The sequence below is a fragment of the Corynebacterium sp. genome (assembly GCF_030538285.1).
Classification (GTDB): Bacteria; Actinomycetota; Actinomycetes; order Mycobacteriales; family Mycobacteriaceae; genus Corynebacterium.
Window position 1 is genome coordinate 1 of the sequence record NZ_JAUNUG010000029.1, and the last position, 23,866, is coordinate 23,866.

Consider the following 23,866-nt stretch of genomic DNA (forward strand, 5'->3'; position numbering starts at 1 on the left):
AACGCCGACATGATGGCCATGCAGATGGGCATGATGAACAAGATGATGCTGTGGGTCATGCCCGCCACCATCCTGTTCACCGGTTTCCTGTGGCACATCGGCCTGCTGTTCTACATGATGTCCAACAACGTGTGGACCTTCTTCCAGCAGCGCGTCCTTTTCGCCCAGATGGACCGCGAGGAAGAGGCCGAGGAAGAGGCCCGCAAGGCCCTCAAGCGCACCACCGCCCCCGCCCCGGGTGCCCGCGCCGGCGCGAAGAAGAAGCGCAAGAAGAAATAGCTTTTCGACGCCGCCTACAGCCACCGTGAACCTTCCCGTTCACGGTGGCTGTTATCGTTTGGGGCATGAGCATCACCCCTGCGCAGGCCCAGGCTGTCTTCGGCGAACGTCTCCCCCTGGCCGAGGCCTATCACGACTCTTTGGCCACCGACGGCTCCACCCGCGGCTTCATCGGACCCCGCGAGGTGGAACGCCTGTGGGAGCGCCACATCCTCAACTGTGCTGTCATCGGCGAGGTGATGGAACACGGCGCACGGGTCGCCGATGTCGGCTCCGGCGCCGGGCTGCCCGGCATTCCGCTGGCCATTGCCCGCCCTGACCTCGACATCACCCTGATCGAACCGCTGCTCAAGCGCTCGGTGTACCTGCAGGAGGTCGTCGATGAGCTGGGTCTGCCTAACGTCACCGTCATTCGGGCCCGCGCCGAGGACTCGCCCCTGCCGGAACCCGTCGACATCGTCACCTCCCGGGCGGTGGCCCCGCTGGGCAAGCTGGCCGGCTGGTCGCTGCCGCTGGTGCGCAAGGGCGGGGAGATGATCGCCATGAAGGGATCCTCCGTGGGTGAGGAACTGGAACGCGACGCCGCGCTGATCAAGAAAGCGGGGGGCGGGCGGGCGTCGATAAGCACCGTCGGGGATGCGCACCTGGCGGAACCCACGACGATCATCCGTGTCCCCCGCGTGCACTAAGGTGGGGAAGGCTAGACAGTCATACACATCTGAGAAAGAGGGGCTATGGTCGAGCAGTTGCCGAAGCCGGATGAGCCGCGCCTGATCACGGTCGCCAACCAGAAAGGTGGCGTCGGCAAAACCACCAGCTCCGTCAACCTGGCTGCCGGGCTGGCGATGCTCGGGGCGAAGGTTCTGGTCGTCGATCTCGACCCGCAGGGCAACGCCTCCACCGCACTGGGCGCGGAGCACACCTCCGGGACGCTGTCCAGCTATGAACTGCTCATCGGCGATGCCACCGCTGAGCAGGCTCTGCAGCCGTCTACCGCGCACGAGAACCTCTACTGCATCCCCGCCACCATTGACCTGGCCGGCGCGGAAATTGAGCTGGTGTCCTTGGTGCGCCGCGAATACCGCCTCCATGACGCCTTGCGCGGCTCCGGTTTCCTCAGCGAGAACGGCTTCGATTACGTCATCATTGACTGCCCGCCCTCGCTCGGCCTGCTCACCATCAACGCGATGACCGCCGTCGATGAAATCCTCATCCCCATCCAGTGCGAGTACTACGCGCTGGAAGGTGTGGGCCAGCTGCTCAACAACATCTCCATGATCCGGCAGCACCTCAACACCAACCTCCACATCTCCGCCATCCTGCTCACCATGTACGACGCCCGCACCAAGCTCTCCGAGCAGGTCGCCAGCGAGGTGCGCTCTCACTTCGGCGACGTCGTCCTCGGTCATGTCATTCCCCGCTCCGTGAAGGTCTCGGAAGCACCCGGCTACGGCCAGACAGTGCTCAACTACGACCCGACCTCCCGCGGCGCGGAGGCCTACCTCGATGCGGCCCGCGAGTTCGCCAGCCGCGGTGACTACCAGCCCGCCGCCTCCACCGGCCCCATCGGCGTCAGCCCCGAAACGGCCCAGCAGCTCGAAGAAGAAAGTTAAGTGCCATGAACCAGGAGACCCGCAAGGGAGGGCTCGGCCGCGGACTCGCCGCCCTTATCCCCTCCGGACCCACCCCCTCGTCCCCGCGCCTGGGCGACGGTGCCGCCGACGTCATCCTCGGCGGCACCAAGGGCGCGAAGAAGGCACAGACCGACAAGCAGGTCAAGGGCGCCCCGAAGCCCGGGCTGGGGGGTGCTACCTACCGTGAGATCCCCATCGGAGAGATCACGCCCAACCCGCACCAGCCGCGCACCGTCTTCGACGAGGAAGCGCTCAACGAGCTGGTCCACTCCATCCGTGAGTTCGGGCTCATGCAGCCCATTGTCGTCCGCGCCGTCGACGATGGTTATGAGCTGGTCATGGGTGAGCGCCGCTGGCGGGCCGCCGGACGCGCCGGCCTCAAGCTCATCCCCGCGATCATCCGCAGCACTGACGACGGTGACATGCTCCGCGACGCGCTCCTGGAGAACATCCACCGCGTGCAGCTCAACCCGCTGGAAGAAGCGGCCGCCTACCAGCAGCTTCTCGAGGAATTCAACGTCACCCAATCCGAGCTCGCCGACCGCCTCGGCCGCTCCCGCCCCGTCATCAGCAACACGCTGCGCCTGCTGGCCCTGCCCGTTCCGGTGCAGCGCCGCGTTGCCGCTGGAGTCTTGTCCGCCGGCCATGCCCGCGCCCTGCTGGGACTCAAAGTCGACGGGATGGAGCAGCTCGCCGACCGGGTCATCGCGGAAGGCCTGTCAGTGCGCGCCACGGAGGAGGCCGTCACCCTGCTCAACCGTGCCGATGCCCCCGATCGGAAGAAGCCGGAGCCGGTGGAGCAGCCGGAGATGTTCACCCGCGCCGCCAGCCGTCTCGGAGACACCTGGGACACCAAGGTCACCGTCACCATGGGCCGCGGCAAAGGCCGGATGGTCGTCGAGTTCGGCGACCGGGAGGACTTCGAACGCATCCTCGGACTGATCGAAGGCCGGTAACCGGTGTTCGCGCGTCTGGTCCCCCTCAGCCAGGAGACGCTGGGCTGTATCCACCCCCAAGCGGCGCGCTCCATCTTCTGGGAACTCGACGCCGACGCCGTGACTCAGGTGGCAGCGTCCGGGGATCCTGCCTTCGAGAAAGAGGCCTGGCTGACCACCACTCTCCTCGACTACGGTTGCTGCGGCCTTTCCCTGGAGCGCAGCACGGCCCAACGCGCCGTCGCCACCGTGTTGTGGTGCGCGCGCGACGCCGCCCCCGGTTGCGCGGCGCTGCCCACCGGCCCGGTGTCCGAGGACGCGGAAATCCTCACCTCACTGTTCATCGACCCCGGTTTCGCCGGGGTGGGCCTGGAGGCCGTGCTTATCGACGCCGCCATCATGCGCCTGGTAGACAACGATGTTCCCGCCGTCGAAGCCTTCGGCTGGCGCCAGGATTTCTTCTCCCGCGCCGACGTCGACGAGCTCCTCGAGGGGCCCGTCGGGGAGGTGCTGCGCTCCGCCTCCGAGATCGGCCTCATGCCCGTGTCCGTGTTGGAGTCCGCAGGCTTCCGCGTCGTCGCCGACCACCCGGTGCTCCCGCGCCTGCGCCTCGATCTGCCGCCCCAGCACGGGCTGCTGTCGGTGGCGGCAGTAGAGGAGCTGCTGGCGCGGGTGTGAGCACGCTATTCCTGCTCGGCGCGCAGTAGCTCGGCGAACTTGAAGGTGCCGGTCGGGGTGTCATCCTGGTCGAGGAGATAGAGGCGCTTGACGGCCACGACCACGGCCTCGGCGATGGAGTCCCGGACGTTCGGGTCAGTCAGCCGGGCGACGTCATCGGGATTGGTGAGGTAGCCCGCGACAAGCTCGACGGTGGGGGCCTGTGTGAAACGCAGGATCTCCCAGGTACGACCGTGGGTGCCGCAATTCTGGAAATCGGTGCGCGCGCAGATCTCGCGCTGGATGTAGCCGGAGAGGGTCTCCCCGGTGAGCGAACTGTTACCGGTTTCGGACCCGAAGTAGAAGGTGGCCACACCGTGGGCCTTGTCATTCGGGTAATGGTCGCACTGCAGGGAGATGACCAGGTCAGCGCCGAAGGCGTTGGCGATCTCTGCCCGGGAGGTGTGGTTCGGGTCATCCATGCGGGGGCGGGACATGATGGTCTCCATCCCGGCGGAGATCATGCGTCCCTTGATGCGGGCGGCCAGGTCCCAGATGATCTCCTCCTCAGAGATCTGCCCATGCAGGCCACGCACGGAGATGCCCTTGTTGGCGCCGCCGAGAGCGGGGTCGATGACGACGCGCTTACCCGCCAGCCGGGGGCCGGCCGTGCGGACCTGCTCGCGTTCGCGGATGGCGTGGGGGCTGCCACCGGTGATGCGGCGGCCCAGCAGCTTAAGGGCGGCGAGGGTCTCAGGGCCGCAGACCCCGTCGTCCTGCAGGCCGGAGTTGAGCTGGAAGTTGGCCAACGCCTCGTAGGTGTCGGAGCCGAAGTGACCGTCCACGCGCTGGGAGTAAAATCCCAGCTCCTGGAGCTGTTCCTGCAGCTTGGCCACATCATCGCCCACCAGCTCATTGTTCGGCTGGTACGACAGGACACGGGATCCGAGACGGTAGGAGGCGTGCCGCAGCTCGCGCAGGGTCATGTCATCGATGACGCCGGAAGGTACGATGCCGCGGGACTGCTGGAAGGCTTTGAGGATGGGGGAGAGTGCTTCGTCGAAAAGCTTGTCTTCCTCGGCGTACTTGTCCGAGAGATCCCCACCGTAACCGGGCAGGAGCCCGAGCCGGGCGAGCGTGGAGCGGGCCTCCGCCACGCGGGGGCTGCGATCGCCGACGCGGAAAGTCTGGGTCACGGCACTCCTTCCAGGGTCAGATGCCTTAGATCTTATCCGAGCCGTCAGGAGTCGGCCGGTGCTGCTGCTAGGTCCCTAACGCTACCAGTTACATCAGCGGTTCCAGCTTCGCCATGATGTGGGAACGCGGGCGGACGCCGATGAACTCGTCGACCTTCTCGCCGTCCTTGAAGAACATCACGGCCGGGATAGACATGACCTGGAACATGGCGCCCAGGGTGCGCTCCTCATCGACATTGACCTTGGCGATCGTGACGGAATCGCCCAGCTCCGCGGATAATTCGTCGAGGACGGGGCTGAGCTTTTTGCAAGGGCCGCACCATTCGGCCCAGAAGTCGACGATGACCGGCTTATCGGCCTCGATGACCACCTCGCGGAAGTTGGACTGGGTGACCTCGATGACGTTGCTCATGTGATTCTCCTTACAGGGGGCTTAGAGGGCGGCGAGGTAGTGCTCGGCGTCGATGGCGGCGCGGCAGCCGGAACCGGCGGCGGTGACGGCCTGCTGGTAGTGATCATCGACCAGATCGCCGCAGGCGAAGACACCCGGGACAGAGGTCGCGGTGGACGGCTCGGTGACCTGCACGTAGCCGCCCTCCTTCAGCTGCACCTGGCCGTCGAGGAAACCGGAGCGCGGGTCGTGGCCGATGGCGACGAACATCGCGGCCACCGGCAGCTCAGAAAGCTCACCGGTGATCGTGTCACGCAGCATGATGCCACCGACCTTGCCCTCGGACTCGATGACGTGGTCGACGGTCTTGGACGTGGCCCACTCGATCTTCTCGTTGGCCTTGGCGCGCTCCAGCATGATGGCAGACGCCCGGAACTCCTCGCGGCGGTGCACAATTGTGACCTTGTCGGCGAACTTGGTCAGGAACGTGGCCTCCTCCATCGCGGAGTCACCGCCGCCGATGACGGCAATCTCCTGGCCCTTGAAGAAGAACCCGTCGCAGGTGGCACAGGAGGACACGCCGCGGCCCATGAGCTCATCCTCACCCGGCACGCCCAGCAGGCGCGGGGCGGCGCCGGTGGCGAGGATGACGGTGCGGGCCTCATGCACCTCGTCGCCGACGTGGATCTTCTTCACCGGCCCCTCGAGCTCGACCTTGTCCACCAGTTCCATGCGCATGTCAGTGCCGAAACGCTCGGCCTGGCCGCGCATCTGCATCATGAGGTCCGGGCCCATGATGCCGTCCTGGAAGCCGGGGAAATTCTCCACGTCGGTGGTGTTCATCAGCGAACCGCCGTACTCGTAACCCTCGAACATGAGGGGCTTGAGCTCCGCGCGGGCGGCGTAGATGGCGGCGGTGTAGCCGGCGGGGCCGGAGCCGATGATGGCGACGTCGTGAATCATGAATTCTCCTGCTCGGGGTCAACTAAAGCATCAGTCTAGGTGATCTCAACGTCCGATCAGCGTCGAGTATTCCGCACGCAACGCCTCACGCGCCCGGTTGCGGCGCGACTTGATGGTTCCGGGCTTGACGCCCTCCTGTTTCGCGACGTGGACAATGCTGTAGCCCTCAATGTCGATCAGCCACAAAGCCTTGCGTTGGTTCGGGTGGAGGCGGGCGAGGGAGTCGTGGAGGTGCCAGATGTCCTCGGTACGGCCGATCGGGTCGGAGGCGAGGAGCGGGTTGATGTCGTGGGGCAGGGTGTCATCATCCAGCGTGGAGGATTCGACCTGGGGGCGGCGGTTGCGGAAGTCCCACCCCGAGTTCATGACCAAGCGGTGCAGCCACGTCGACAGGGAGGAGTCGTGGCGCCAGGTGTGCAGGCTGTAACTGGCGCGGAACAGGGCCTCCTGGAGAATGTCCTGTGCGTCGTCCTCGTTGTGCCCGTAGCGGCGGGCCACCCACAGCAGACGGGTGCGGTGGCGTTCCACGATGGTGGTGAAGGCCTTGAGATCCCCGTCGATGTAGTCGGCCACCAGTCGGCCATCACTTAACGCCACGTTGTTTCCCCCCGGAAAAAGTCATGCGGACGTCCCCATTGGACCCCATGACCCCCCGCCCCGCCCGGCGAGGGCGCCCACTCTAGTGGACGCCGACCACCTGCACCTCCGCGACCTCGCTGAACGCCGGGAACCACAGCAGCACGCCACCGGCCGTCATGGGGCGGTCCAGCGTGAGCGTCGTGCGGCCATCGCGCAGCTCACCACCGCCCAGCTGCGGCAGGCCCTCCCGCGTCGGGGCGGACTCGCCCTCGAGCAACCCGTAGACCTCGACGGATGCTCCTCCACCGGAACGGATGACAATGGTCTGGAGCTCGACGGCGTCGTCAAGTAGCAGCGTGACCCCGCCCTCACCGGACCACACGGTGGAATCATCACCGTCGGCGATCTCCGGGGCCGAGGCCGTGACATTCTGCACCCGCGGCAGCGGACGCGGGGTGGTCTCCGTGGCGGAACCCTGGATGGACTCCTGGGTGACGGGGGCGGTATCGCGGTCACCACCGACGACACTGACCAGGTAAGTTGTCAGCGCCGCCACCAGCACCACCGCACCGATGGACAGCGCGCCGATGAGCGCCACCGAGCCACCGGAGTAGGACTTGTCGCCGAAGCCGGGCTGGGCATCCGGAACCGGCCCCACCTCATCGGCGACCACGAGCTGCTCGTCCGGCTCGACCTCATCCGGCAGGTCCTCGCGCTCGACGCCGAGTAAAGAGAGCATGGAGCTGACGGAGGAATGATCGCGGTCGACGGTGGCGTCGGGAAGCACGGCCGGGAACGCCAGCACCGCCACACCCTCGGTGGAGATACGGATGCGGGCGTGGTTGTCCAGGCCCAGCGGCAGGTTCTGCTCCGCGGATTCGAGCAGCGGCACCAGGGCGGCGGCGACGGCCTGCGGATCCAGATCCCCACCCTCGGCGACGGTGCGCAGCGGCGAACCGGGCACCCAGTCAGCGACGATGAGACAACCATTGCGGTAGGACAGCACCTGAATGTTGCCCGCCACGCCCGGCACCCCGTCCAAACGGCGCGTACGGCGCGCCACCTCGGAGGCGGCCCCGGCGGCGGCGGCCGGGCTGGCCGGGGCCAGGGGCGCGTTGCCGGAGGTGTCGACGAAGGTCAGGGCGACCTCCCGGCCGCTGCCGCGTTCCTTGGCGTGCCAGAAGCGGGCGCCGGGCACGGAACCGTGGTCGGCCAGCAGACGGAAACGGCCGTCGGAAACCGGGGCGCCCGGCACCAGGCGCGGGCCGCGGACGATGCCGGCGGACATCGGCGCCGGCGGCAGAGAGGCGGCGAAGGGGTCGAGGGCGCTGAGCTGTGCGGAGACCTCCTGCGGATCGCTACGGCCGACCTCGATGGCCTTATCGGCGTCGGGTCGCACGAAGCGCGACAGGCCCGGGATGCGGGCGAAGGCCCGGCCCAGGTTCTGCACCTCGGGCAACCCTGAGAAACTCAGCGCAATGCCGGTGACGATGAGGAAGACCACGCCCTCAATGGCCAGGGTGATCAGCACACCGAAGGATCCCAACCCACTCAGCGAAGGCAGGAGCCAGTCAACGAACACCGCCGCCGCGACACCCGCCATAGACGCCGCGAAAGCCCACGCCGTGGTGTGGATCTGGGAACGGGTGCCCAGGTGGCCGAGCTTGCGGCGCAGCAGCAACGCACCGATCACCGCGCCGGCGACGAAGCCGAAACCATTGGCCGCACCGAGCAGCACGACCACGCGCGAAGGGGACGTCGCCACCATCGGGGCCAGCAGGGAGAGCACGATCTTCGTCGCGGTGATGCCGACGATGATGTAGGTGGGGGTCCAGGCTTCCTCGCGCGCGTAAAATACGCGCAGGTGCAACAGCACCAGTGCGTAGGGCAGCAGCGTGAATGCGGAGAACGACAACGTCAGGCCCAGCAGCGCGCCGGACTCGGTGTCGAAGTTGCGGTAGGCGAACAGGGCCACGCCGATGTCGGGGCCGAACACGGTGAAGAACACCACGATCGGGATGAGCGCGATGAACGTCAGCTTCGTCGCCAGATTGAGGTCGCCCACCACGGCGCGGTCATCGCCGTCGGCAGCGTTGCGCGACAGGCGCGGCATGATCGCGGTGAGCAGGGTGACGCCGATGATGCCGTAAGGCACCTGCAGCAGCAGCCAGTGCTGCTGGTAGATGAGCGGGGCGGCGGCGTCGTGAAGCGAGGCGATCTGGGTGGTGACGGCGTAGCCGACCTGCGAGACCGCCACGTAGGCGATGATGGCCAGGGCCATGCCGCCGAACTGCTTGAGGCGGGCGTCGATGCCCCACAGCGGGCGCAGGTCGACGCCCGCCTTGCGCAGGTAGGGCACCATGATCGCGGCCTGCACCACGACACCGAGGGTGGTGCCCAGGCCCAGCAGCAGCACGTGCGGGTCGTTCACCGGCGAGGGGTCGGTCTCCCCCAGGTCCTCCGGCAGCAGCGTATACAGCAGCAGCACCGCGATGGAGACGACGTTGTTGGCCACCGGCGCCCACGCGCCCGGTTTGAAGATGCCGCGCGTGTTCAACACCGCCATGAACAGCGCGAAGATGCCGTAGAAGAAGATCTGCGGTAGCAGCAGATAAGCAAAGGACGAGGACTGGACGATATTGACTTCGCCGTCGGCGCTGAGCAGCAGCCTGGTCAGCAGCGGCGCGGCGATGACAGACAGCACCGTCACCACGATGAGCAGCGACGCCGAGAGCGTGAACAGGCGCCGGAAGAAGGCCGTGCCGCGGTCGGTGTCCTCCTTCTCCGCGCGCACCAGCACCGGCACCACCAGGGAGGTGAGCACCGCGCCGAGCACGATCTCAGTGATCAGGTTGGGCAGCGTGTTCGCCGTGTTGAACGCCGAACCCACCGCGCCACCGAGGGTGACCACGATGAGCAGGTTGCGGACAAACCCGGTGATACGCGAGAACAGCGTGGCAATGGCCATGGAGCCACCCGCCCGCACGACATCCGCATCGGAGGCGACCCCGTTGTCGACCGGCTCCGGGGCACGCAGCCGGGAGCGGTCCTCCACGGGGGCGGGCGGGGCGCTGCGCTGCTTCGGCACGGGGGCCGGCGGGCTGGAGGCGATGAAGCGGGATCGGAGATTATCGCTGGACATAGGCCATTTCTAAGCTAGGGGCGCTGGTGTCGGCGGTGGCGGCCGACGCGGAACAACAGCGCCAGAGAAAGCCCCACGACGACGAGCAGGGCAATACCGTAGGTGCCGACGATACCGGCTCTGGTCTGCACTGTAATCTCCACCGGCGTGGAAATCGGGGAGCCGTCACGCGTGGCCAGCCACAGCGACAGCTGCGTCTGATCATCGTCGGGCAGGTCGGCGGTGATCGGCACGGTGATGGAACCGTGCGCGGGAATATGCACGGAGCCTTGCACATCCAGGCGCGCGCCCGCGGGCCCGGAGTAGGCGAGGTCGGCGTCGACGGGCAGCGGCAGGCCGTTCTCGGCGACGACCAGCAACGGCGAGCTTTCCGACGCCCGCGTGTACACGTTCCCCGGCGGAAGAAGCGCCACCGAGCCGCGCAACGCCTGCAGCGTCTGCCGGTTGGCGTCGAGGCGGGTGTTCGTGGCGGCTACCGCCGCCTCATGCGTGGCCAGGGAGCTTCTCGACGTCGCGCTCAACGCCATAAGCATGTCGCGGCGCAGCGGCAGCGTGAATCCGTAGCGGCTGAGGCTGATGACGGGATCGTTGACCATCATGCGGGTCAGGTCATCGGTGTAGCGGGTCTGCTGCGCGGCGCGGAGGATCTCGGTGTCGGCGTAGGCGGCCGGGTTGGTCCAGGGGCTGCCGAAGCGGGTCACGCCGATGGCCCCGGGGCCGGCAGCGTCCAGGGGCGGGGCGCTCAGCGCCTCCTCGAGGGGGATGGGGCGGGCGGCGCGGGCGTCGATAAGCGAGGTGGCGGCTGCGAGCAGCTGGCGGGCGGTGGTGGCGTCGAGGTGCGCGGCGGGGGCTGCGAACACCGGCATCGGGGACTGCGCCCAATCGCCGGGCAGCGTCTGTTCCGCGACGGCCAGGCGCAGCGCGGAGGCGGCGGTGACAGCGCGGGCGGTGACCGAATCCAGGCGATAGTCCAGGCGCCAGTCGGGGTTGGAGTAGCCGGTGGTCTGCGGCGCGGGGCCCGTGGCCGCTAGCAGGGAACCAAGGGGCGCGGAGAAAGTCCGCGCGGTGATGCCCGGCGCCAGGTTCGCATGGACACCCGCCTGCGGCACACCCCACACCGTGTTATCGGCGACGAGCACCCGCACCGGCTGCGACGGCGCGGGCGCGCCGGAACGGTCCGGGATGATCGGGGATTCCAGGGCACTGTCCCCCGTGGGTTGCGGGGCGCGCGCGGCGACGGAGGCCTCCCACGCCTGGTCCACCGGCACAGACTGATCCGCCCAACCGAAAGAGGGCACGGCCTGCTCGGTGACATAACCGGAGGGCGGGAGGATGACATTCGGGACCGGTTCCACGTCGAGCACCGAACGCAGCACCTCGGTGCCGCGTTGGGTGGCCTCGCGGAACAGCCACTCATCCTCGGTGCGGGTCACGGCGTTGACATCCGCGTTCGCCCACGGCAGGGACACCACGCAGGAGGCTGCACGGAGCTGCTCGAGCCAGGCAGCGGCATCGGCCGCGCCGGTACCCGGTTGACCGGGATCGGGATCATCATCGCTGAACCAGCTGTCGCGCAGACGCTGCTTCGAGCTGATCAACGACGGCCGCTCCGGTGCCACCGTGTAACCCCGCGACATCCGCGCCACCGTGTCCACCAGCGCCGGATCAACAGCCAGGCAGGTGCCGCGCTGTTCGGTGGCGTAGATGTCGAGCAGCTCGCTCAAGCGCCCACCCGGGGTGAGCTGCCCGGCGAGCTGCTCGGAGGCGAGGATCAGGGGCGCCTCCTGCGGAGCCTCACCCGTCTCCCCAGGGATGATGTCCACCTCGGCGCTCAACGGCAGCAGCATCGTCAGACCGGGGATCTGCGCCTCGGGATCCCCCTCCACCGGCGTGGTCAACAGCAGCCGCTCAGTATTATCCCCCACCGCAAACATCACCGGGGTGGTACCGGCGGGCAGGAAACCCTCCGGCAGGTCGACGGTGATCTCCCGCCGCTCCCCCGGCCCCAGGTCCCCCACCTCCACGGTGGGCCCGGCATAAGGGTAGGCCCCGGCATCGAGCGCCAGGGCGCGCCGGGCGGAGGCCACATCCCAGGTCTGCTCCGCGCGGCGGGTCGTCAGGACGAGGTCGCGGGCGGTGTCGGCCCCGGAGTTTCCCACACTGAGCACGACCGACTCCCCCACCGACAACACATCAACGGCGACGTCCTGGTCCTCCGCGCCGCGGGCCATGGGGTTGACCCACTGCTCGGCGATCTCCGGATCATAGGGGGTGGGGGCGGCGTAGGCGGGCGTCGATAAGCACAAAACGGCGAGACCTGCGATGATGCGCCTCACCGCGGAGTCGCCCTTCCCGCGGCCTTCTCCTCCCGCGCCAGGCCCGGCAGCAGATCATGCGCCGTGCGAGCCAGTTTGCGTTCATCCGCGTACGCGAGGTGCTCGATGAGCTCGGAGACGGGGATCCAGGCGACCTCGGTGACCTCCGGGTCATCATCGTTGAGGTCACCATCCACAAAGCGCAGCAGGTGGTGGTGCACCGTCTTGTGGATACGCACCCCATCAGAGACAAACCAGTAGTCGATGACGCCGAGGTCCGCGAAAGTCTCGCCGTGCACGCCGGTCTCCTCCCACACCTCCCGCTCTGCGGTGGAACGATGATCCTCCCCCGGCTCGACATGCCCCTTCGGCATGGACCACAGGAGGCGGCCGCGGCGATCCAGGCGCCCGATGAGCGCGACATAGATACGGCCGAGATCCACCTCGCCTGCCTCGTTGACGGCCTCGGCGAGCCCGGAGACGACCAGACCGCCAGCGGACGTTTCATCACGGGTGGTCATCCGGTTCTGTGCGGGACGCTGATTTCGCTTGCGGCCGCGCTGCTGCGTCTGATTTCCGGAACCACGACGACGCGAACGGCGGCGACGCCGACGCTTGGGTCCCTGGGAATCATTCTCAGTCATCCCCATGATCGTATCCGTTAGGGGGGCCTTTAGAAATTCCCGGGCCGCGGTGTGTCACCGGTAGACTCCCGGGGTGTGGATGAAGCACTGAACCCCCTGGCCCAGGCCGAGCGCACCATCGCCGGTCTGGACATCGCTGACCTCGTCGCCGCCTTCCACGAGCGGGGGTTCCCGCTGTATCTGGTCGGCGGCTCCGTGCGCGACGCCATTCTCGGCCGCCTGGGCAATGACCTCGACTTCACCACCCCCGCCCGCCCCGACGTCATCGCCGCGATCCTCGAGGGCTGGGCCGGAACCGTGTGGGACACCGGCATTGAATTCGGCACCGTCTCCGCCGCCCACCGCGGCCAGCAGATCGAGATCACCACCTTCCGCTCCGACACCTACGACGGTGTCTCCCGCAACCCCGAGGTCATGTTCGGCGACACGTTGGAGGGCGATCTGATCCGCCGCGATTTCAAGGTCAACGCCATGGCCGTGGAATTGCTTATCGACGCCGGCTCCCTCACCGCCGTCTTTCATGATCCGGTGGGCGGTTTGTCCGATCTGGTGGAGCGCCGCCTGGACACCCCGGATGCACCCGAGATCTCCTTCCACGATGATCCACTGCGTATGTTGCGCGCTGCCCGTTTCGTGTCCCAGCTGGGCTTCGGGGTGGCCGATCGAGTTAAGTCCGCGATGACGGACATGGCCGGGGAAATCGAGAGGATCACCGTCGAACGTATCCAGGTGGAACTGGACAAGCTGATGCTGGGTACCGCCCCATGGACCGGGATTAACCTGCTGGTCAACACCGGAATCGCCGGCTATGTTTTCCCCGAGATCCCCGCCATGCGCGACATGAAGGACGAACACAACCAGCACAAGGACGTCTACGCCCACTCCATGCAAGTGCTGCGCCAGGCCATGGACCAGGAGGAGGACGGACCCGATCTGGTGCTGCGGTGGGCGGCTCTGCTGCACGATTCGGGCAAACCGGACACCCGCGCCTACAACGAGGACGGGCGCGTGACCTTCCACCACCATGAGGTGGTGGGAGCGAAGAAGATCCGTCGCCGCATGCGCGCGCTGAAGTACTCCAAGCAGATGGTCGGTGACGTCTCCCAGCTCATCTACCTGCACATGCGCTTCTACGGTTTCGGTGAGGGCCAGTGGACGGACTCCGCCGTGCGCCGCTACGTCGCCGACGCCGGGGAGCTGCTGCCCCGCCTGCACAAGCTGGTCCGCGCCGACTCCACCACCCGCAACCAGCGCAAGGCCGCCCGCCTGCAGCGCACCTACGATCACCTCGAGGAACGCATCGCGGATATCGCCGCGCGCGAGGACCTGGCGCGCGTGCGGCCCGACCTCGACGGCAATGAGATCATGGAAATCCTCGGCGTGCCCGCCGGTCCCGTCGTCGGCCGCGCGTGGGCGTTCCTCAAGGAGCTGCGCCTGGAACACGGCCCACTGGAGCGCGATGCTGCGATTGCGGAACTTCGTGCATGGTGGGAAGCTGAACAATCAACGGAACAACGCTGAAGGAGATAGGCGCCATGACAGATTTCTTCGCCGACCGTCTCTTCAACGCCCTCGAGCGCAATGAGCCGGAGCCGGGCATGCTCCTCGTCGCCGCCCCCGGCATGCTCTCCGATGAGTTCAACCGCTCCGTGGTGCTGGTCATCGAGCACAATGAACATCTGACCTTCGGCGTGAACCTGGCCTCCCGCAGTGACCTGGCGGTGTTTAACGTGATGCCGGACTGGCTGCCCGCCGTCGCCAAGCCGCAGGCGCTCTACATCGGTGGCCCACTCAACCAGCAGTCCGTGGTTGGCTTGGCCATGACGAAGGCTGGCGTGGACATGGAGGCTGCCCCCCAGCTCAGCCGCCTGGCCAACCGCCTGGCGCACGTCGATCTGCGCGCCGAACCCGGTGACATCGTCGACCTCGTCGAGGGGATGCGCCTGTTCGCCGGCTACGCCGAGTGGGCGCCGGGCCAGCTGGATGAGGAGATCGAGCGGGGCGACTGGTTTGTCACCCCGGCGCTGCCGACCGACGTCATCGTCCCAGGGCGGACCGATTTGTGGGGCGATGTCATGCGCCGCCAGCAGCCGCCGCTGCCACTCTTCTCGACGTTCCCCGGCGACCTGGTGGACAATTGATCGCTGAGGTACGGGCGGGCATCCGGGACTCGTGGGCGGTCGCCCTGGGTCTGATCCCGCTGGGCCTGGCATTCGGCTTATTGATGAGCCAGGTCGGTTTCGCCTGGTGGTGGACCCCCATCTTCTCTGTGCTCATCTACGCCGGGTCGATGGAGTTTCTGGCGATCAACCTCGTCACAGCCGGTGTGGGGCCGGTGTCTGCGGCGGTGACCGGCCTCATGGTCAACTTTCGCCACATCTTCTACGGTCTGACGTTCCCGCGGGATCTGGTCCGCGGCGGTGTCGGCAAGGCCTACTCCACGTATGCGCTTACCGACGAGTCCTACGCCATTGCCTCCGCCCGACACCCGCGAAGTGGTGTGCAGGTCCTGACGATCCAGGCGTTCTGCCAGTCGATGTGGGTGTTGCCCGGCATCGCGGGGGCACTGGTCGGCGAGGTCATCCCGGCGGGCGTGCAAGGCATGGAGTTCGCTCTGGTCGCGCTGTTCGTGGTCCTGGCGTGGGAGACGTTCCGCGGGAGCCGGGATGTGTCCCTGGTGCTCATCGCGGCCGGGCTGGCAGTGGTGTCCGGCGGCGTGCTCATGATCGCGCTGAGCGCCTACTTCCTCCTGCTGCTGGCACGTTTCCTCTCCCCCACCCTCGACCGGGCGCTGGAGTGGCGGATCTGATGTACGGGCTTCCGGAGGGGGTCACCCTCACCCAGGTCTTCGCGGTACTCATTCCGATCGCGGTGATTACCGTGGCGTTGCGCTGGCTGCCCTTCGCCTTTGTCTCCGCGCTGAAGGGGAATCAGTTCTTCGGGTTGCTCGGGCGCATGATGCCGGTGGGTGTCATGGTGGTTCTGGTGGTGTACACGCTGTTCGGCCAGCAGTCAGCGCCGGGTGGGGTGCCAGCGGCGCTGGCCGGGGTGGCCGTGACCCTGGGCCTGCATGCCTGGAAGCGGGACTCGGGCTTATCCATCCTCGGCGGGACCCTGGCCTATATGGGCCTGGTCAATCTCGTCTTCTAGAGCTCCGGGAAAGCGGCCACGGCCTCGGCCCACAGGCCCTCAAACTCCTCGGGGCTCAGCTGAGAGTGCTCGATATCCGGGAAGTCAGCGTAGGTATCCGGGTGTGGAACGACCGGGATCGGGGCTTGGGCCATGCCGGCGGAGGTGTCCTGGGTGGCCGCGCCGCGGATGGTCTCGGAGGGATCGAGTTCGATGATGCGGATCATGGCGCAGGTCTCATCGTCGAGAGGCGCGAGCTCCGCCACATGAATCACGGAACCCGCCCCCGGGACTGTCATCTCGATGCGTACGTGTATTTGTTTCACGTGAAACATCGTAGGGGGCGGGCGTCGAAAAGCAATCAGGACTTGGCCTGGCGGGCGTAACGTGCGGCGAGCCAGGAGCACATCATGAGCTGCACCTGGTGGAAGATCATGAGCGGCAGGATGAGCAGGCCGATGCTGGCGCCGCCGAAGATGACCGAGGCCATGGGCAGGCCCGTGGCGAGCGACTTCTTCGTGCCGCAGAACTGGATGGCCTTCATGTCCTTGTCGTTGAAACCGAGGCGCTCGGAGGTGAAGCGGGTGAGCCACAGCATGACGGCCACGAGCACGATGGAAAAGACGATGAGGAAGATGATCTGCCCCACCGAGACCTCGGACCACACGCCGGCGACCATGCCGGCGGAAAACGCCGAGTACACGACCATGGTGATCGAGCCGCGGTCCACGATCTTCGTCGCCTTGTTCGCCGCAAAATCCTTTACCCACCGGCGCAGGATCTGGCCGAGGACGAAGGGCAGGAGCAGCAGGATGGCGATGTCGATGAACACCTGCGAATCGACGTGGATAGAGCCCCCCGCGGACATGAGCAGCATGACCAGCAGCGGAGTGAGGAACACTCCCGCCAGGTTGGAGGCGCTCGCCGCGACGATCGCACCGGCGTAATTGCCCTTCGCGATGGACGTGAACGCCACCGAGGACTGCACGGTGGACGGCACGAGCGTCATGAAGAGGATGCCCATGTACATCCCTTCCCCGATGAGACCGCTCAACGGACGCATAGCGACGCCGACGATCGGGAACACGAGGAACGTGAAGGCGAGGATGAGCAGATGCAGCCGCCAGTGCAGCAGACCCTTCACGGCCTCCTGCGTGGACAGCCGGGCGCCGTAGAGGAAGAAGAGGAAGGCGATCGCGATGTTGGTCGCCGTGGCGAACCACTCCGCGAAGTCGCCGCGCGCCGGAAGCACGATCGCCACCACCACCGCGGCAATGATCAGGAGAATGAGCGGGTCAGTCCGCTTGAGAAGGGACAACATGCCCTGAAGTCTACGATAGGGGCCATGAACTCACTCTTCACGCCCATCCGGCTGCGCGACCTCGAGATCCGCAACCGAGTCTGGATGCCACCCATGTGCCAGTACCACGCCACGGACGGGATGCCCGAGGACTGGCACCTCGTGCATTATGGTGCCCGCGCGGCCGGGGGCTACGGGCTCATCATCGCCGAAGCCACCGGCATCGTCCCCGAGGGTCGCATCTCCCCCGCCTGCACGGGGCTATGGAACGACGAGCAGGAGGCCGCCTGGGCGCGGATCGTCTCGTTCGTGCACACGCAGGGCGCGCGAATGGGCATCCAGCTCAATCACGCGGGGCGGAAGGCATCGACGGTCCCGTGGTTGCCGGGTCAGGGCGATGGTTCCGTCCGGGACGGCGGGTGGGAGACGGTTGGGCCTTCTGCCGTGGCGCAGGAGGGTATTGACGCACCCCGTGAAATGACAGTCGAGGAAATCGAGGCGTTGCCCGGCCAGTTTGCCGCTGGTGCACTCCGCGCGGTCCGGGCAGGTTTCGACACCGTGGAGCTCCATGGCGCCCACGGATACCTGCTCCACCAGTTCCTCACTCCCCTGGCGAACCACCGCACCGACGAATGGGGCGGTTCCTTCGACAACCGCACCCGTCTCTTTCGGGCCGTTGCGCGTGCCGTGCGCGAGGTACTCCCCGAGGGAATGCCGCTGCTTGTCCGTCTGTCGGCCACCGACTGGATCGACGGCGCGTGGGATTTGGAGCAATCGGTTGCTCTCGCATCTTCGCTTATCGACGACGGCGTCGACCTCATCGACGTCTCCACCGGAGGCGCCGCGAATACCCGCATCCCGGTCGGTCCGGGTTTCCAGGTGGAGTTCGCCTCCGAGATCCGGCGCCGTTCCGGCCTGCCGACGGCCGCGGTCGGAATGATCACCGAGCCAGAGCAGGCGTTGGCCATCGTCGACTCCGGCGACGCCGATGCCGTGCTCATCGGTCGGGCCGGGCTCCGGGACCCCGCGTGGCCCCTGCGCGCCGCCCACGAGACGGGGCTAGATCGTTCGGAGATCCCTTATCCCGACTCCTACTGGCGGGCTAGCTGGAGACGCTGAGGGTCCCGCCCTCCTGTTCCACCGTCGCCGGGGTGAGCGGATCGCGGGCCACGCCCGAAACAACCGTTCCGTCCGCGATGTTGAACACGGAGTCGTGGTAGGTGCAGCGGACCGTGTCTCCCTCCACCTCGGTGATGGGGTTGCGCTGGTGCGGGCACGTCTGCGAGTATGCGACGTAGTTGCCCTCGGTGGGCTGCGCGATGATGAAGCCGTCATAGATGGTGGCGCTGCCGACCGGGACATCGGCGGCAGAGACCTCGACCGCGGGCTCGCTGCCACACGCGGCCAGGAAAGCACCGGCGAACGTGGTGGCGGTGCCGAGCAGGAACATACGACGGTTACACGAGAACTCAGACATACATTCAGTATGCCAAAAATTGGGGGATTCCATCATTGATCGGAAGTGACGTAAAAGTGTCGAAAAGCTTGGCTCGGGGTCACCTCGGGAATATACGTCACTGTGACGGTAATGTCCCGGCGAACTCGCCCAACACCCCGCGCCACATCTCCTTCACCCGGTCGCGGTCCTCCATCGTCGGAAGCTTGTCGTGCTTCACGCTGAGACGGGTCTTCCCTTTCACATCGGAGCAGTCGACGGCCACTCGGGATCTGTCCGCCATCTCGCCCCGCCAGTAGCGCCACCTATCGGTGGCAGTGACGCGCGGGGCGTCGATAAGCTCCTTTCCCTCCATGAAAGTGACGAACCCGTCGAATACCGCCGTCCACTCCCCCGGGACCGTCCTGCTGACGCTGGCGTTGATGGATCCGATGACGCTCTGCCCGATTTGGCGGCGGCCGATGATGCGTTCGATCTCCACGGCAATCCCCTGTGCCCACCAGTCCGAGGCACCCCCCTTCGATGCCAACGCGGCGAGCTCCTGATGGCTGAGTTCATGCGGATCCCCATGCTCCCGCACGAACTCCATCCACCCGTCGATGTGGCGGCCGGTCGCCTTCTCGAACTTGTCGCTCATGTTTCGAGACTAGCGGATCTCGCGGCGCTGCGACCCCCACCACCCAAGGCCGATGAGCACGAGGGCCGTCGCGCCCATGAACAGGTGGGGCGTCCAGGAGCCACCGTTCGGGGTGACGACATACTCAAAGGGCGAGAGATCGATGAGCCATTGCGGTGCGCTGAGCACCGGACCGAAAAGGGTGAGGACAGCAGCACCGACGACAGGGGCCCATGAAAGATGGGTGAACCGGGGCATCAGTCCGACGAGGGCGACGGAGATAGCAGTCAGCAGCAGGGCCGGTGCGAGCTGTGACCAGGTACTCGGGATGAGGGTGTCGTAGTCTCCGGAGATGGTGGAGTCCTGGGTCCACAGGCCGAGTGCTCCTCCTCCGAGCGCACCGACGGTGGCGAGAACCAGGCCTGCAACGCTGAGAATGCTGGCTGCACCGAGGGGGATCCAGCGTCGTACACTCGTGGACCGCTGCAGATCAACCGTCCGATCGACCTCCCCGCTGCGGTAGGTGACCACGATCTGCACACCCATCGTCGCAATGAGGATACCGGTGAGTTTCAGAATGTATCCGATGAACTCGGTCTTCATGTCCCCATCACCGAAGATATCCTCGAATATCCGCCCGATGTTGGCCTCCGCCTCCATCCACTCGCTGAGAGAGCCGGTGAGCGCGATGAAGAAGCCGGTGAGGCCCGCGATCACGATGGTCCAGGTGAGGATGGTGGAGCGGCTGAGTACCGCGGAGAGGTGCAGCGGTCCACGGATATCGCGGGTTCGCCGGGGAGTTAACGAGGGTACGGCGACGAGGGCTGACCCGTACTCCCGCCACCTCTCCGCGATGAAAACGACTCCTGCCGCGAGAATGCCAATGATCGCGATCTTGCCGAAGGCCATCCAGTCGTCGTTCACGTAGGGGTGGACGACGGTCTTCCATCCCAGGGGTGAGACCCAATTGAGCCACCCGATGTCTTCGGAGTCCGCCACTGATCTCACCACGAACGACCCCGCTATGGTCATGAGCCCGGTCCGGGTGAGGGCCGCCGGGTCACTTACCAGCAGCAGGACCAATTGGGCCAGCAAGGCGGATCCGAGCATGGTCAATGCGATGACGGCACCCGAGGAGACGGCACCCTCGACGGGCATCTCTTCTACGTACAGGCCGGACAGAGCGAGGACCGCGGTACTGCCCGCTCCCACGATGGCCGCCACGATCGCGGTCGTAAGCACTGCTGTCGCCGCCGGTGCCATGCGGTTGATGCCGGTCGAGAGCTGTAGCTCTGTAAGGCCCAGCGTCTCGGATCTTCGGTGGAGACCCACGATGAGCAGCACCGCCATGACCGAGCCGAGTATGATCATCATGCTGCCCGCCTCCCACATAACGATCTGCCCGAGTGTCGCCGGTGACTCCACTGGCCCCCACATGGCCGTCATGCCCGCGTTGCGTTGCATTCCAAGGACAAAGGCCTCGCGGTCCTCGGCTGTCGGGTAATAGTTTTCGTAGGCGGGTGGAAAGACGGCCAGGAACGCCCACAGGGCCAGGCACCAGATAATGATGAAGGAACGGCGTAGCCGGAGATTGAGGGCGATCATCGCGCGTCTCCATAGTGTTGGAGGAACATCTCCTCGATGCTGGCTGGCGCAGAGGTGATGTCCTCTCCGCCGGCATCAAGAACGCGGCGGAGGACGTCCGGGACCTGCTCCCGGCTCACCGTCACGTGAAACCTGCCATTGTCGAACGTCGATCCCTCAATGTCCCGCAACCCAGGTGTTTCACGTGAAACACGCGCCGTGATTTCGTGGGCGGAGAGATGGCGTAGCTTCTCAACGCTCCCCGACTCCGCGGTCTGACCATCACGGATGATCGTGACGTACTCGCAGAGCTTCTCCACTTCACTCATGATGTGGCTGGACAGCAGAACCGTGGCTCCCCTCGCCTTTTCTTTGCGGATCTGCTCGACGAACACCTGCTCCATGAGCGGGTCGAGACCGGCGGTCGGTTCATCGAGAATGAGTACCTCCGCCCCGACTGAGAGGGCAGCCACCAGGCTGACCTTCCGGCGGTTGCCAGTGGAGTACTCGCGGGTCTTCTTGTCAGGATCCAGTTTGAAGGCCTCGATGAGCTCCGCCTCGCGCTCCCGGTCCACGGGCAGTCCGCGGAGAGACTCCAGCGCTCGAAAGACCTCCCAGCCTGTCAGTGAAGGCCACAGGGATACGTCGCCAGCAATGTAGCCAATCCGCTTGAGCACGGCCGGGTTGCGTCGGGGGTCCTCCCCGAGCACAGTGGCCGTGCCCGATGTCGCGTGGAGGACGCCCAGCAAGATGCGGATGGTCGTCGACTTACCCGACCCGTTCGGGCCGAGGAAGCCGTGGATGGTTCCCTGGTCCACCCTGAGATTGAAGTTGTCGAGGGCGCGGAAGGCGCCGAACTTCTTCGTCAGGTCCCGCACGTCGATGACGGTGGTCATGATGCCGCTCCCCTGGTTTCACGTGAAACATTGTTCTCGAAGAGCTCCACCGCCTGCTCAAGGAAGAGGCGGATGAACTCCTTCTGGTTGGGATGGTGGTACGCACTCGTCAGGAACGTCACGACGCCGGGGGCCATGAGCATTGGGCGGACGATTCCCCGCCAGTCCCGCTGGTGGATCCCCCAGTCCGGACCGAAGACCGAATGAAGGCGGGTCATGTGGTCGTCGAACTGGGCACGCGCCTCTTCCGGGCCCATGTGTGGGAGACGGGCGAAGAGGTGGTAGATCTCCACGGTCGCGTCGATACGTTCGGGTGTGATGCCCCTGAGCCAGTCGTCCACCAGCTGGCTGGCGAGCGGGATCCGGAGGGCCACCTCCGTTGCCTGCCGCTCCTTTTCGAAGTACGGCAACGCCTCCGCGTTGAGACGGCGACTGATTTGCCCGTAGAACGCCGCGAGCCTCTCGGGAACGGCGTACGGAAGGGGATCATCGTCAGAGGCCCGTTGTTCCAGGAGTTCGCTCAGGCGGGTCTTTTGCAGGTGGAGTTCCGCAATCTGCTCGTCGATGGCCTTCTCGGCCAGGCGTATCTCGTCCTCGAGGCTGAGATCAGGATCATGGACAAGTTCTCGGATGGTGGCCAGACTCAACCCGGATTCCGTCAAGTGACGTATTCGTACTAGGCGCACAGCATGGTCGAGGGAGTAGTTTCTGTTGCCCGAACTATCGGGTACGTGAAGTAACCCCTCATGGTGATAATGGCGTATCGCCCTTGGGGCGGTGAGCTCTTTGATTCTCATGCCCCCAGCATGCCCCGTGACGTAGCGTCACTGTCAAGGATCTAGAACGGCGGGGGTTCATCGTCCGGCGGTGGTGGTGGCTGCGCCTGCCTTTCCTCTTCTCTTTTGGCCTGTGACTCGGCCCTTATTCTTTCCCGCCGGTTCTTGGTCCGCTGCCCCACCGTTTGTACCCAGTGGCGTTCCTTCGGAGTGAGCGGGCCCTTCGCCTCGACCACCACCCATCGACCGTCCTCGTAGAGGATGTACTTGTCACGGGTATGGGGATCGATGAGGTAGAAGGAGCGGCCATCGGTCTTCACATTGTGATGAGTAGGGCACTTAGCGCTGAGGTTCGAGGCGGTGGTCTGGCCTCCCTCCTTGTAATCAATCCGGTGGTCCATCTGCGTGCGTTCCTCACGGCAGTCGCAGTATGGTTCCGAGCAGGTCCCATCCCAGCCGACTACCACCGCGCGAATATCATCCGGAGTCTCGTATTTGTCCGCCACCTTGTCGTACAGGTCGTCCATGTCTCTGACGGTGGTGGCCTTCGCAGCGAGGTCATCCGCTTGCTCGGCAGGGATGTAGCCCACGCCGGGGACCCAGCCTGGCGCCCCCTCCACATCATGCGCCTGGTAGATGTTCAGCGTGATGTCGGTGGACCCCTCTCCCCTGACAAGCGCCTTGAAGGCCTCTACCTCGGAGATCTTGTGCTTCTTCGCGTACTTACGCACCCGCATGTCAATCTCTTTGGCGTCGACCGGATCGAGGGCGACGTTGATGAAGGCTTCGTCTTCGCGGATGCTTACGTCAAACGACTCCTCCCGCGGGGGTTTGTCGTTGGTGGAGATCGAGTCGTCCAAAGACTGGATGATCGCGTTGAGCTTCTTCCGTATGTCATTCGTGCTGGGGAGGAGCTGATTGGCGCGGGTCGGGGTGAGATACTCACTCAACTCCGTATCAATGACGCGCAGCACCTCCGCATCGGAGACGTCGGCTTTGGACATCACAGCATCGATGGCCTTGAGGCGTTCCAGGTCAAGGTGGAACATCTTCTCCTGCAGTGCCTTCAGCCGTGGCATTTCGTTCAGCCGCAGGTGCGCGTATACCGCTGAGCTGAGGTAACCCTCCCCCTTACCCATAAGGCGCTTGAGGTTGGCGATAACCATCTGGTAGTCATCCTCTACGGCCGGGAGCAGGGATTGCCACAGCTCATGATCGGCCTTGCGCAGGCGACGGCCAGCCACGGACTCACGTTCGAACGGCGAGCTGACGGCATAGTACTTCTTCGGCCATAGCAGTTTCGCAACTTCCAGCTCAACCGCAGTCAACGTGGTGTAGTCGATGGTGTCCATGAACCCCCCTTCCCCTCAGCCA

General features: G+C 65.8%; 23 protein-coding genes and 2 pseudogenes. 10 read left to right on the forward strand and 15 right to left on the reverse strand.

Annotated elements, in window-relative coordinates; translation table 11 throughout:
• The 5 genes and pseudogenes from Q4G50_RS10045 to Q4G50_RS10065 form a co-directional block, all read left to right on the forward strand.
• Positions 1–279: pseudogene (locus Q4G50_RS10045) on the forward strand (membrane protein insertase YidC); the annotation flags it as partial.
• 65 nt (positions 280–344) lie between these two features.
• A complete protein-coding gene (rsmG, locus tag Q4G50_RS10050; protein ID WP_303377528.1) occupies positions 345–968 on the forward strand; it encodes a 16S rRNA (guanine(527)-N(7))-methyltransferase RsmG in 624 nt (207 codons plus the stop codon).
• A 45-nt stretch (positions 969–1,013) separates the two neighbouring features.
• Positions 1,014–1,892 carry a ParA family protein gene (locus Q4G50_RS10055; RefSeq protein ID WP_303377529.1) on the forward strand — a complete coding sequence of 293 codons (879 nt, stop codon included), beginning with the start codon at positions 1,014–1,016 and terminating at the stop codon, positions 1,890–1,892.
• A 5-nt stretch (positions 1,893–1,897) separates the two neighbouring features.
• Positions 1,898–2,869 (forward strand): ParB/RepB/Spo0J family partition protein, encoded by a 972-nt coding sequence (locus Q4G50_RS10060; protein ID WP_303377530.1) that lies wholly within the window; start codon positions 1,898–1,900, stop codon positions 2,867–2,869.
• Between the two features lie 3 nt (positions 2,870–2,872).
• On the forward strand, positions 2,873–3,526 hold the full coding sequence (locus tag Q4G50_RS10065; RefSeq protein ID WP_303377531.1) for a hypothetical protein: 654 nt from the start codon (positions 2,873–2,875) through the stop codon (positions 3,524–3,526).
• A gap of 5 nt (positions 3,527–3,531) precedes the next feature.
• Here Q4G50_RS10065 and Q4G50_RS10070 read toward each other — a convergent pair whose 3' ends face one another.
• The 7 genes and pseudogenes from Q4G50_RS10070 to Q4G50_RS10100 form a co-directional block, all read right to left on the reverse strand.
• Positions 3,532–4,701 (reverse strand): N-acetylmuramoyl-L-alanine amidase, encoded by a 1,170-nt coding sequence (locus tag Q4G50_RS10070; RefSeq protein ID WP_303377532.1) that lies wholly within the window; start codon positions 4,699–4,701, stop codon positions 3,532–3,534.
• 88 nt (positions 4,702–4,789) lie between these two features.
• Complete coding sequence (gene trxA / locus Q4G50_RS10075) at positions 4,790–5,113, reverse strand: thioredoxin (protein WP_303377533.1); 324 nt, start codon at positions 5,111–5,113, stop codon at positions 4,790–4,792.
• Positions 5,114–5,134: 21 nt separating this feature from the next.
• Complete coding sequence (gene trxB, locus Q4G50_RS10080; RefSeq protein ID WP_303377534.1) at positions 5,135–6,055, reverse strand: thioredoxin-disulfide reductase; 921 nt, start codon at positions 6,053–6,055, stop codon at positions 5,135–5,137.
• A gap of 45 nt (positions 6,056–6,100) precedes the next feature.
• The gene (locus tag Q4G50_RS10085; protein ID WP_303377535.1) at positions 6,101–6,652 is read right to left on the reverse strand and encodes a sigma-70 family RNA polymerase sigma factor; all 552 of its coding nucleotides are present in this window, start codon (positions 6,650–6,652) and stop codon (positions 6,101–6,103) included.
• A gap of 82 nt (positions 6,653–6,734) precedes the next feature.
• Positions 6,735–9,776, reverse strand: a complete 3,042-nt coding sequence (gene murJ, locus Q4G50_RS10090) for a murein biosynthesis integral membrane protein MurJ (RefSeq protein ID WP_303377536.1) — start codon at positions 9,774–9,776, stop codon at positions 6,735–6,737.
• 14 nt (positions 9,777–9,790) lie between these two features.
• Complete coding sequence (locus Q4G50_RS10095) at positions 9,791–12,112, reverse strand: hypothetical protein (protein WP_303377537.1); 2,322 nt, start codon at positions 12,110–12,112, stop codon at positions 9,791–9,793.
• Positions 12,109–12,720, reverse strand: a pseudogene (locus tag Q4G50_RS10100) (NUDIX hydrolase); the annotation flags it as partial. The gene Q4G50_RS10095 and the pseudogene Q4G50_RS10100, both read right to left, overlap by 4 nt.
• 90 nt (positions 12,721–12,810) lie before the next feature.
• Here Q4G50_RS10100 and Q4G50_RS10105 point away from each other — a divergent pair.
• The 4 genes from Q4G50_RS10105 to Q4G50_RS10120 are packed head-to-tail and all read left to right on the forward strand — an operon-like array spanning position 12,811 to position 15,885.
• Positions 12,811–14,256: a CCA tRNA nucleotidyltransferase gene (locus Q4G50_RS10105; RefSeq protein ID WP_303377539.1), complete on the forward strand. Its 1,446-nt coding sequence runs from the start codon at positions 12,811–12,813 to the stop codon at positions 14,254–14,256.
• A 14-nt stretch (positions 14,257–14,270) separates the two neighbouring features.
• The gene (locus Q4G50_RS10110) at positions 14,271–14,876 is read left to right on the forward strand and encodes a YqgE/AlgH family protein (RefSeq protein WP_303377540.1); all 606 of its coding nucleotides are present in this window, start codon (positions 14,271–14,273) and stop codon (positions 14,874–14,876) included.
• Positions 14,873–15,544 carry an AzlC family ABC transporter permease gene (locus Q4G50_RS10115; protein ID WP_303377541.1) on the forward strand — a complete coding sequence of 224 codons (672 nt, stop codon included), beginning with the start codon at positions 14,873–14,875 and terminating at the stop codon, positions 15,542–15,544. Before Q4G50_RS10110 ends, Q4G50_RS10115 begins: the two co-directional genes overlap by 4 nt.
• Positions 15,544–15,885: a branched-chain amino acid transporter permease gene (locus tag Q4G50_RS10120; protein ID WP_303377542.1), complete on the forward strand. Its 342-nt coding sequence runs from the start codon at positions 15,544–15,546 to the stop codon at positions 15,883–15,885. The genes Q4G50_RS10115 and Q4G50_RS10120 overlap by 1 nt, the downstream gene beginning before the upstream one ends.
• On the opposite strand, the gene Q4G50_RS10125 is transcribed toward Q4G50_RS10120, so the two are convergent.
• Positions 15,882–16,199, reverse strand: coding sequence for a hypothetical protein (locus tag Q4G50_RS10125; protein ID WP_303377543.1), 318 nt, complete (start codon positions 16,197–16,199; stop codon positions 15,882–15,884). The two genes, Q4G50_RS10120 and Q4G50_RS10125, sit on opposite strands and share 4 nt — an antisense overlap.
• Before the next feature lie 26 nt (positions 16,200–16,225).
• The gene (locus Q4G50_RS10130; protein WP_303377544.1) at positions 16,226–17,185 is read right to left on the reverse strand and encodes a bile acid:sodium symporter family protein; all 960 of its coding nucleotides are present in this window, start codon (positions 17,183–17,185) and stop codon (positions 16,226–16,228) included.
• Between the two features lie 24 nt (positions 17,186–17,209).
• Here Q4G50_RS10130 and Q4G50_RS10135 point away from each other — a divergent pair, with 24 nt between their 5' ends.
• Positions 17,210–18,283, forward strand: coding sequence for an NADH:flavin oxidoreductase/NADH oxidase (locus tag Q4G50_RS10135; RefSeq protein WP_303377545.1), 1,074 nt, complete (start codon positions 17,210–17,212; stop codon positions 18,281–18,283).
• On the opposite strand, the gene Q4G50_RS10140 is transcribed toward Q4G50_RS10135, so the two are convergent.
• From Q4G50_RS10140 to Q4G50_RS10165, 6 genes are all read right to left on the reverse strand, one after another.
• Complete coding sequence (locus Q4G50_RS10140; RefSeq protein ID WP_303377563.1) at positions 18,267–18,614, reverse strand: Rieske (2Fe-2S) protein; 348 nt, start codon at positions 18,612–18,614, stop codon at positions 18,267–18,269. The two genes, Q4G50_RS10135 and Q4G50_RS10140, sit on opposite strands and share 17 nt — an antisense overlap.
• A gap of 124 nt (positions 18,615–18,738) precedes the next feature.
• Positions 18,739–19,257, reverse strand: coding sequence for a hypothetical protein (locus Q4G50_RS10145; RefSeq protein ID WP_303377546.1), 519 nt, complete (start codon positions 19,255–19,257; stop codon positions 18,739–18,741).
• Positions 19,258–19,266: 9 nt separating this feature from the next.
• Positions 19,267–20,841, reverse strand: coding sequence for a hypothetical protein (locus Q4G50_RS10150; protein WP_303377547.1), 1,575 nt, complete (start codon positions 20,839–20,841; stop codon positions 19,267–19,269).
• Positions 20,838–21,716 (reverse strand): ABC transporter ATP-binding protein, encoded by an 879-nt coding sequence (locus tag Q4G50_RS10155; protein ID WP_303377548.1) that lies wholly within the window; start codon positions 21,714–21,716, stop codon positions 20,838–20,840. Before Q4G50_RS10155 ends, Q4G50_RS10150 begins: the two co-directional genes overlap by 4 nt.
• Positions 21,713–22,513, reverse strand: a complete 801-nt coding sequence (locus Q4G50_RS10160; protein ID WP_303377549.1) for a MerR family transcriptional regulator — start codon at positions 22,511–22,513, stop codon at positions 21,713–21,715. Before Q4G50_RS10160 ends, Q4G50_RS10155 begins: the two co-directional genes overlap by 4 nt.
• A 41-nt stretch (positions 22,514–22,554) precedes the next feature.
• Complete coding sequence (locus Q4G50_RS10165; RefSeq protein WP_303377550.1) at positions 22,555–23,844, reverse strand: HNH endonuclease signature motif containing protein; 1,290 nt, start codon at positions 23,842–23,844, stop codon at positions 22,555–22,557.
• Positions 23,845–23,866 lie beyond the last annotated feature (22 nt).

Bases quoted from the DNA above. Each gene is read 5' to 3' on its own strand.
- rsmG (WP_303377528.1), top strand. From the start codon at position 345: ATGAGCATCACCCCTGCGCAGGCCCAGGCTGTCTTCGGCGAACGTCTC.
- Q4G50_RS10055 (WP_303377529.1), top strand. From the start codon at position 1,014: ATGGTCGAGCAGTTGCCGAAGCCGGATGAGCCGCGCCTGATCACGGTC.
- Q4G50_RS10060 (WP_303377530.1), top strand. From the start codon at position 1,898: ATGAACCAGGAGACCCGCAAGGGAGGGCTCGGCCGCGGACTCGCCGCC.
- trxA (WP_303377533.1), bottom strand. From the start codon at position 5,113: ATGAGCAACGTCATCGAGGTCACCCAGTCCAACTTCCGCGAGGTGGTC.
- trxB (WP_303377534.1), bottom strand. From the start codon at position 6,055: ATGATTCACGACGTCGCCATCATCGGCTCCGGCCCCGCCGGCTACACC.
- murJ (WP_303377536.1), bottom strand. From the start codon at position 9,776: ATGTCCAGCGATAATCTCCGATCCCGCTTCATCGCCTCCAGCCCGCCG.
- Q4G50_RS10110 (WP_303377540.1), top strand. From the start codon at position 14,271: ATGACAGATTTCTTCGCCGACCGTCTCTTCAACGCCCTCGAGCGCAAT.
- Q4G50_RS10120 (WP_303377542.1), top strand. From the start codon at position 15,544: ATGTACGGGCTTCCGGAGGGGGTCACCCTCACCCAGGTCTTCGCGGTA.
- Q4G50_RS10125 (WP_303377543.1), bottom strand. From the start codon at position 16,199: ATGTTTCACGTGAAACAAATACACGTACGCATCGAGATGACAGTCCCG.
- Q4G50_RS10130 (WP_303377544.1), bottom strand. From the start codon at position 17,185: ATGTTGTCCCTTCTCAAGCGGACTGACCCGCTCATTCTCCTGATCATT.
- Q4G50_RS10135 (WP_303377545.1), top strand. From the start codon at position 17,210: ATGAACTCACTCTTCACGCCCATCCGGCTGCGCGACCTCGAGATCCGC.
- Q4G50_RS10140 (WP_303377563.1), bottom strand. From the start codon at position 18,614: ATGTTCCTGCTCGGCACCGCCACCACGTTCGCCGGTGCTTTCCTGGCC.
- Q4G50_RS10145 (WP_303377546.1), bottom strand. From the start codon at position 19,257: ATGAGCGACAAGTTCGAGAAGGCGACCGGCCGCCACATCGACGGGTGG.
- Q4G50_RS10150 (WP_303377547.1), bottom strand. From the start codon at position 20,841: ATGATCGCCCTCAATCTCCGGCTACGCCGTTCCTTCATCATTATCTGG.
- Q4G50_RS10155 (WP_303377548.1), bottom strand. From the start codon at position 21,716: ATGACCACCGTCATCGACGTGCGGGACCTGACGAAGAAGTTCGGCGCC.
- Q4G50_RS10160 (WP_303377549.1), bottom strand. From the start codon at position 22,513: ATGAGAATCAAAGAGCTCACCGCCCCAAGGGCGATACGCCATTATCAC.
- Q4G50_RS10165 (WP_303377550.1), bottom strand. From the start codon at position 23,844: ATGGACACCATCGACTACACCACGTTGACTGCGGTTGAGCTGGAAGTT.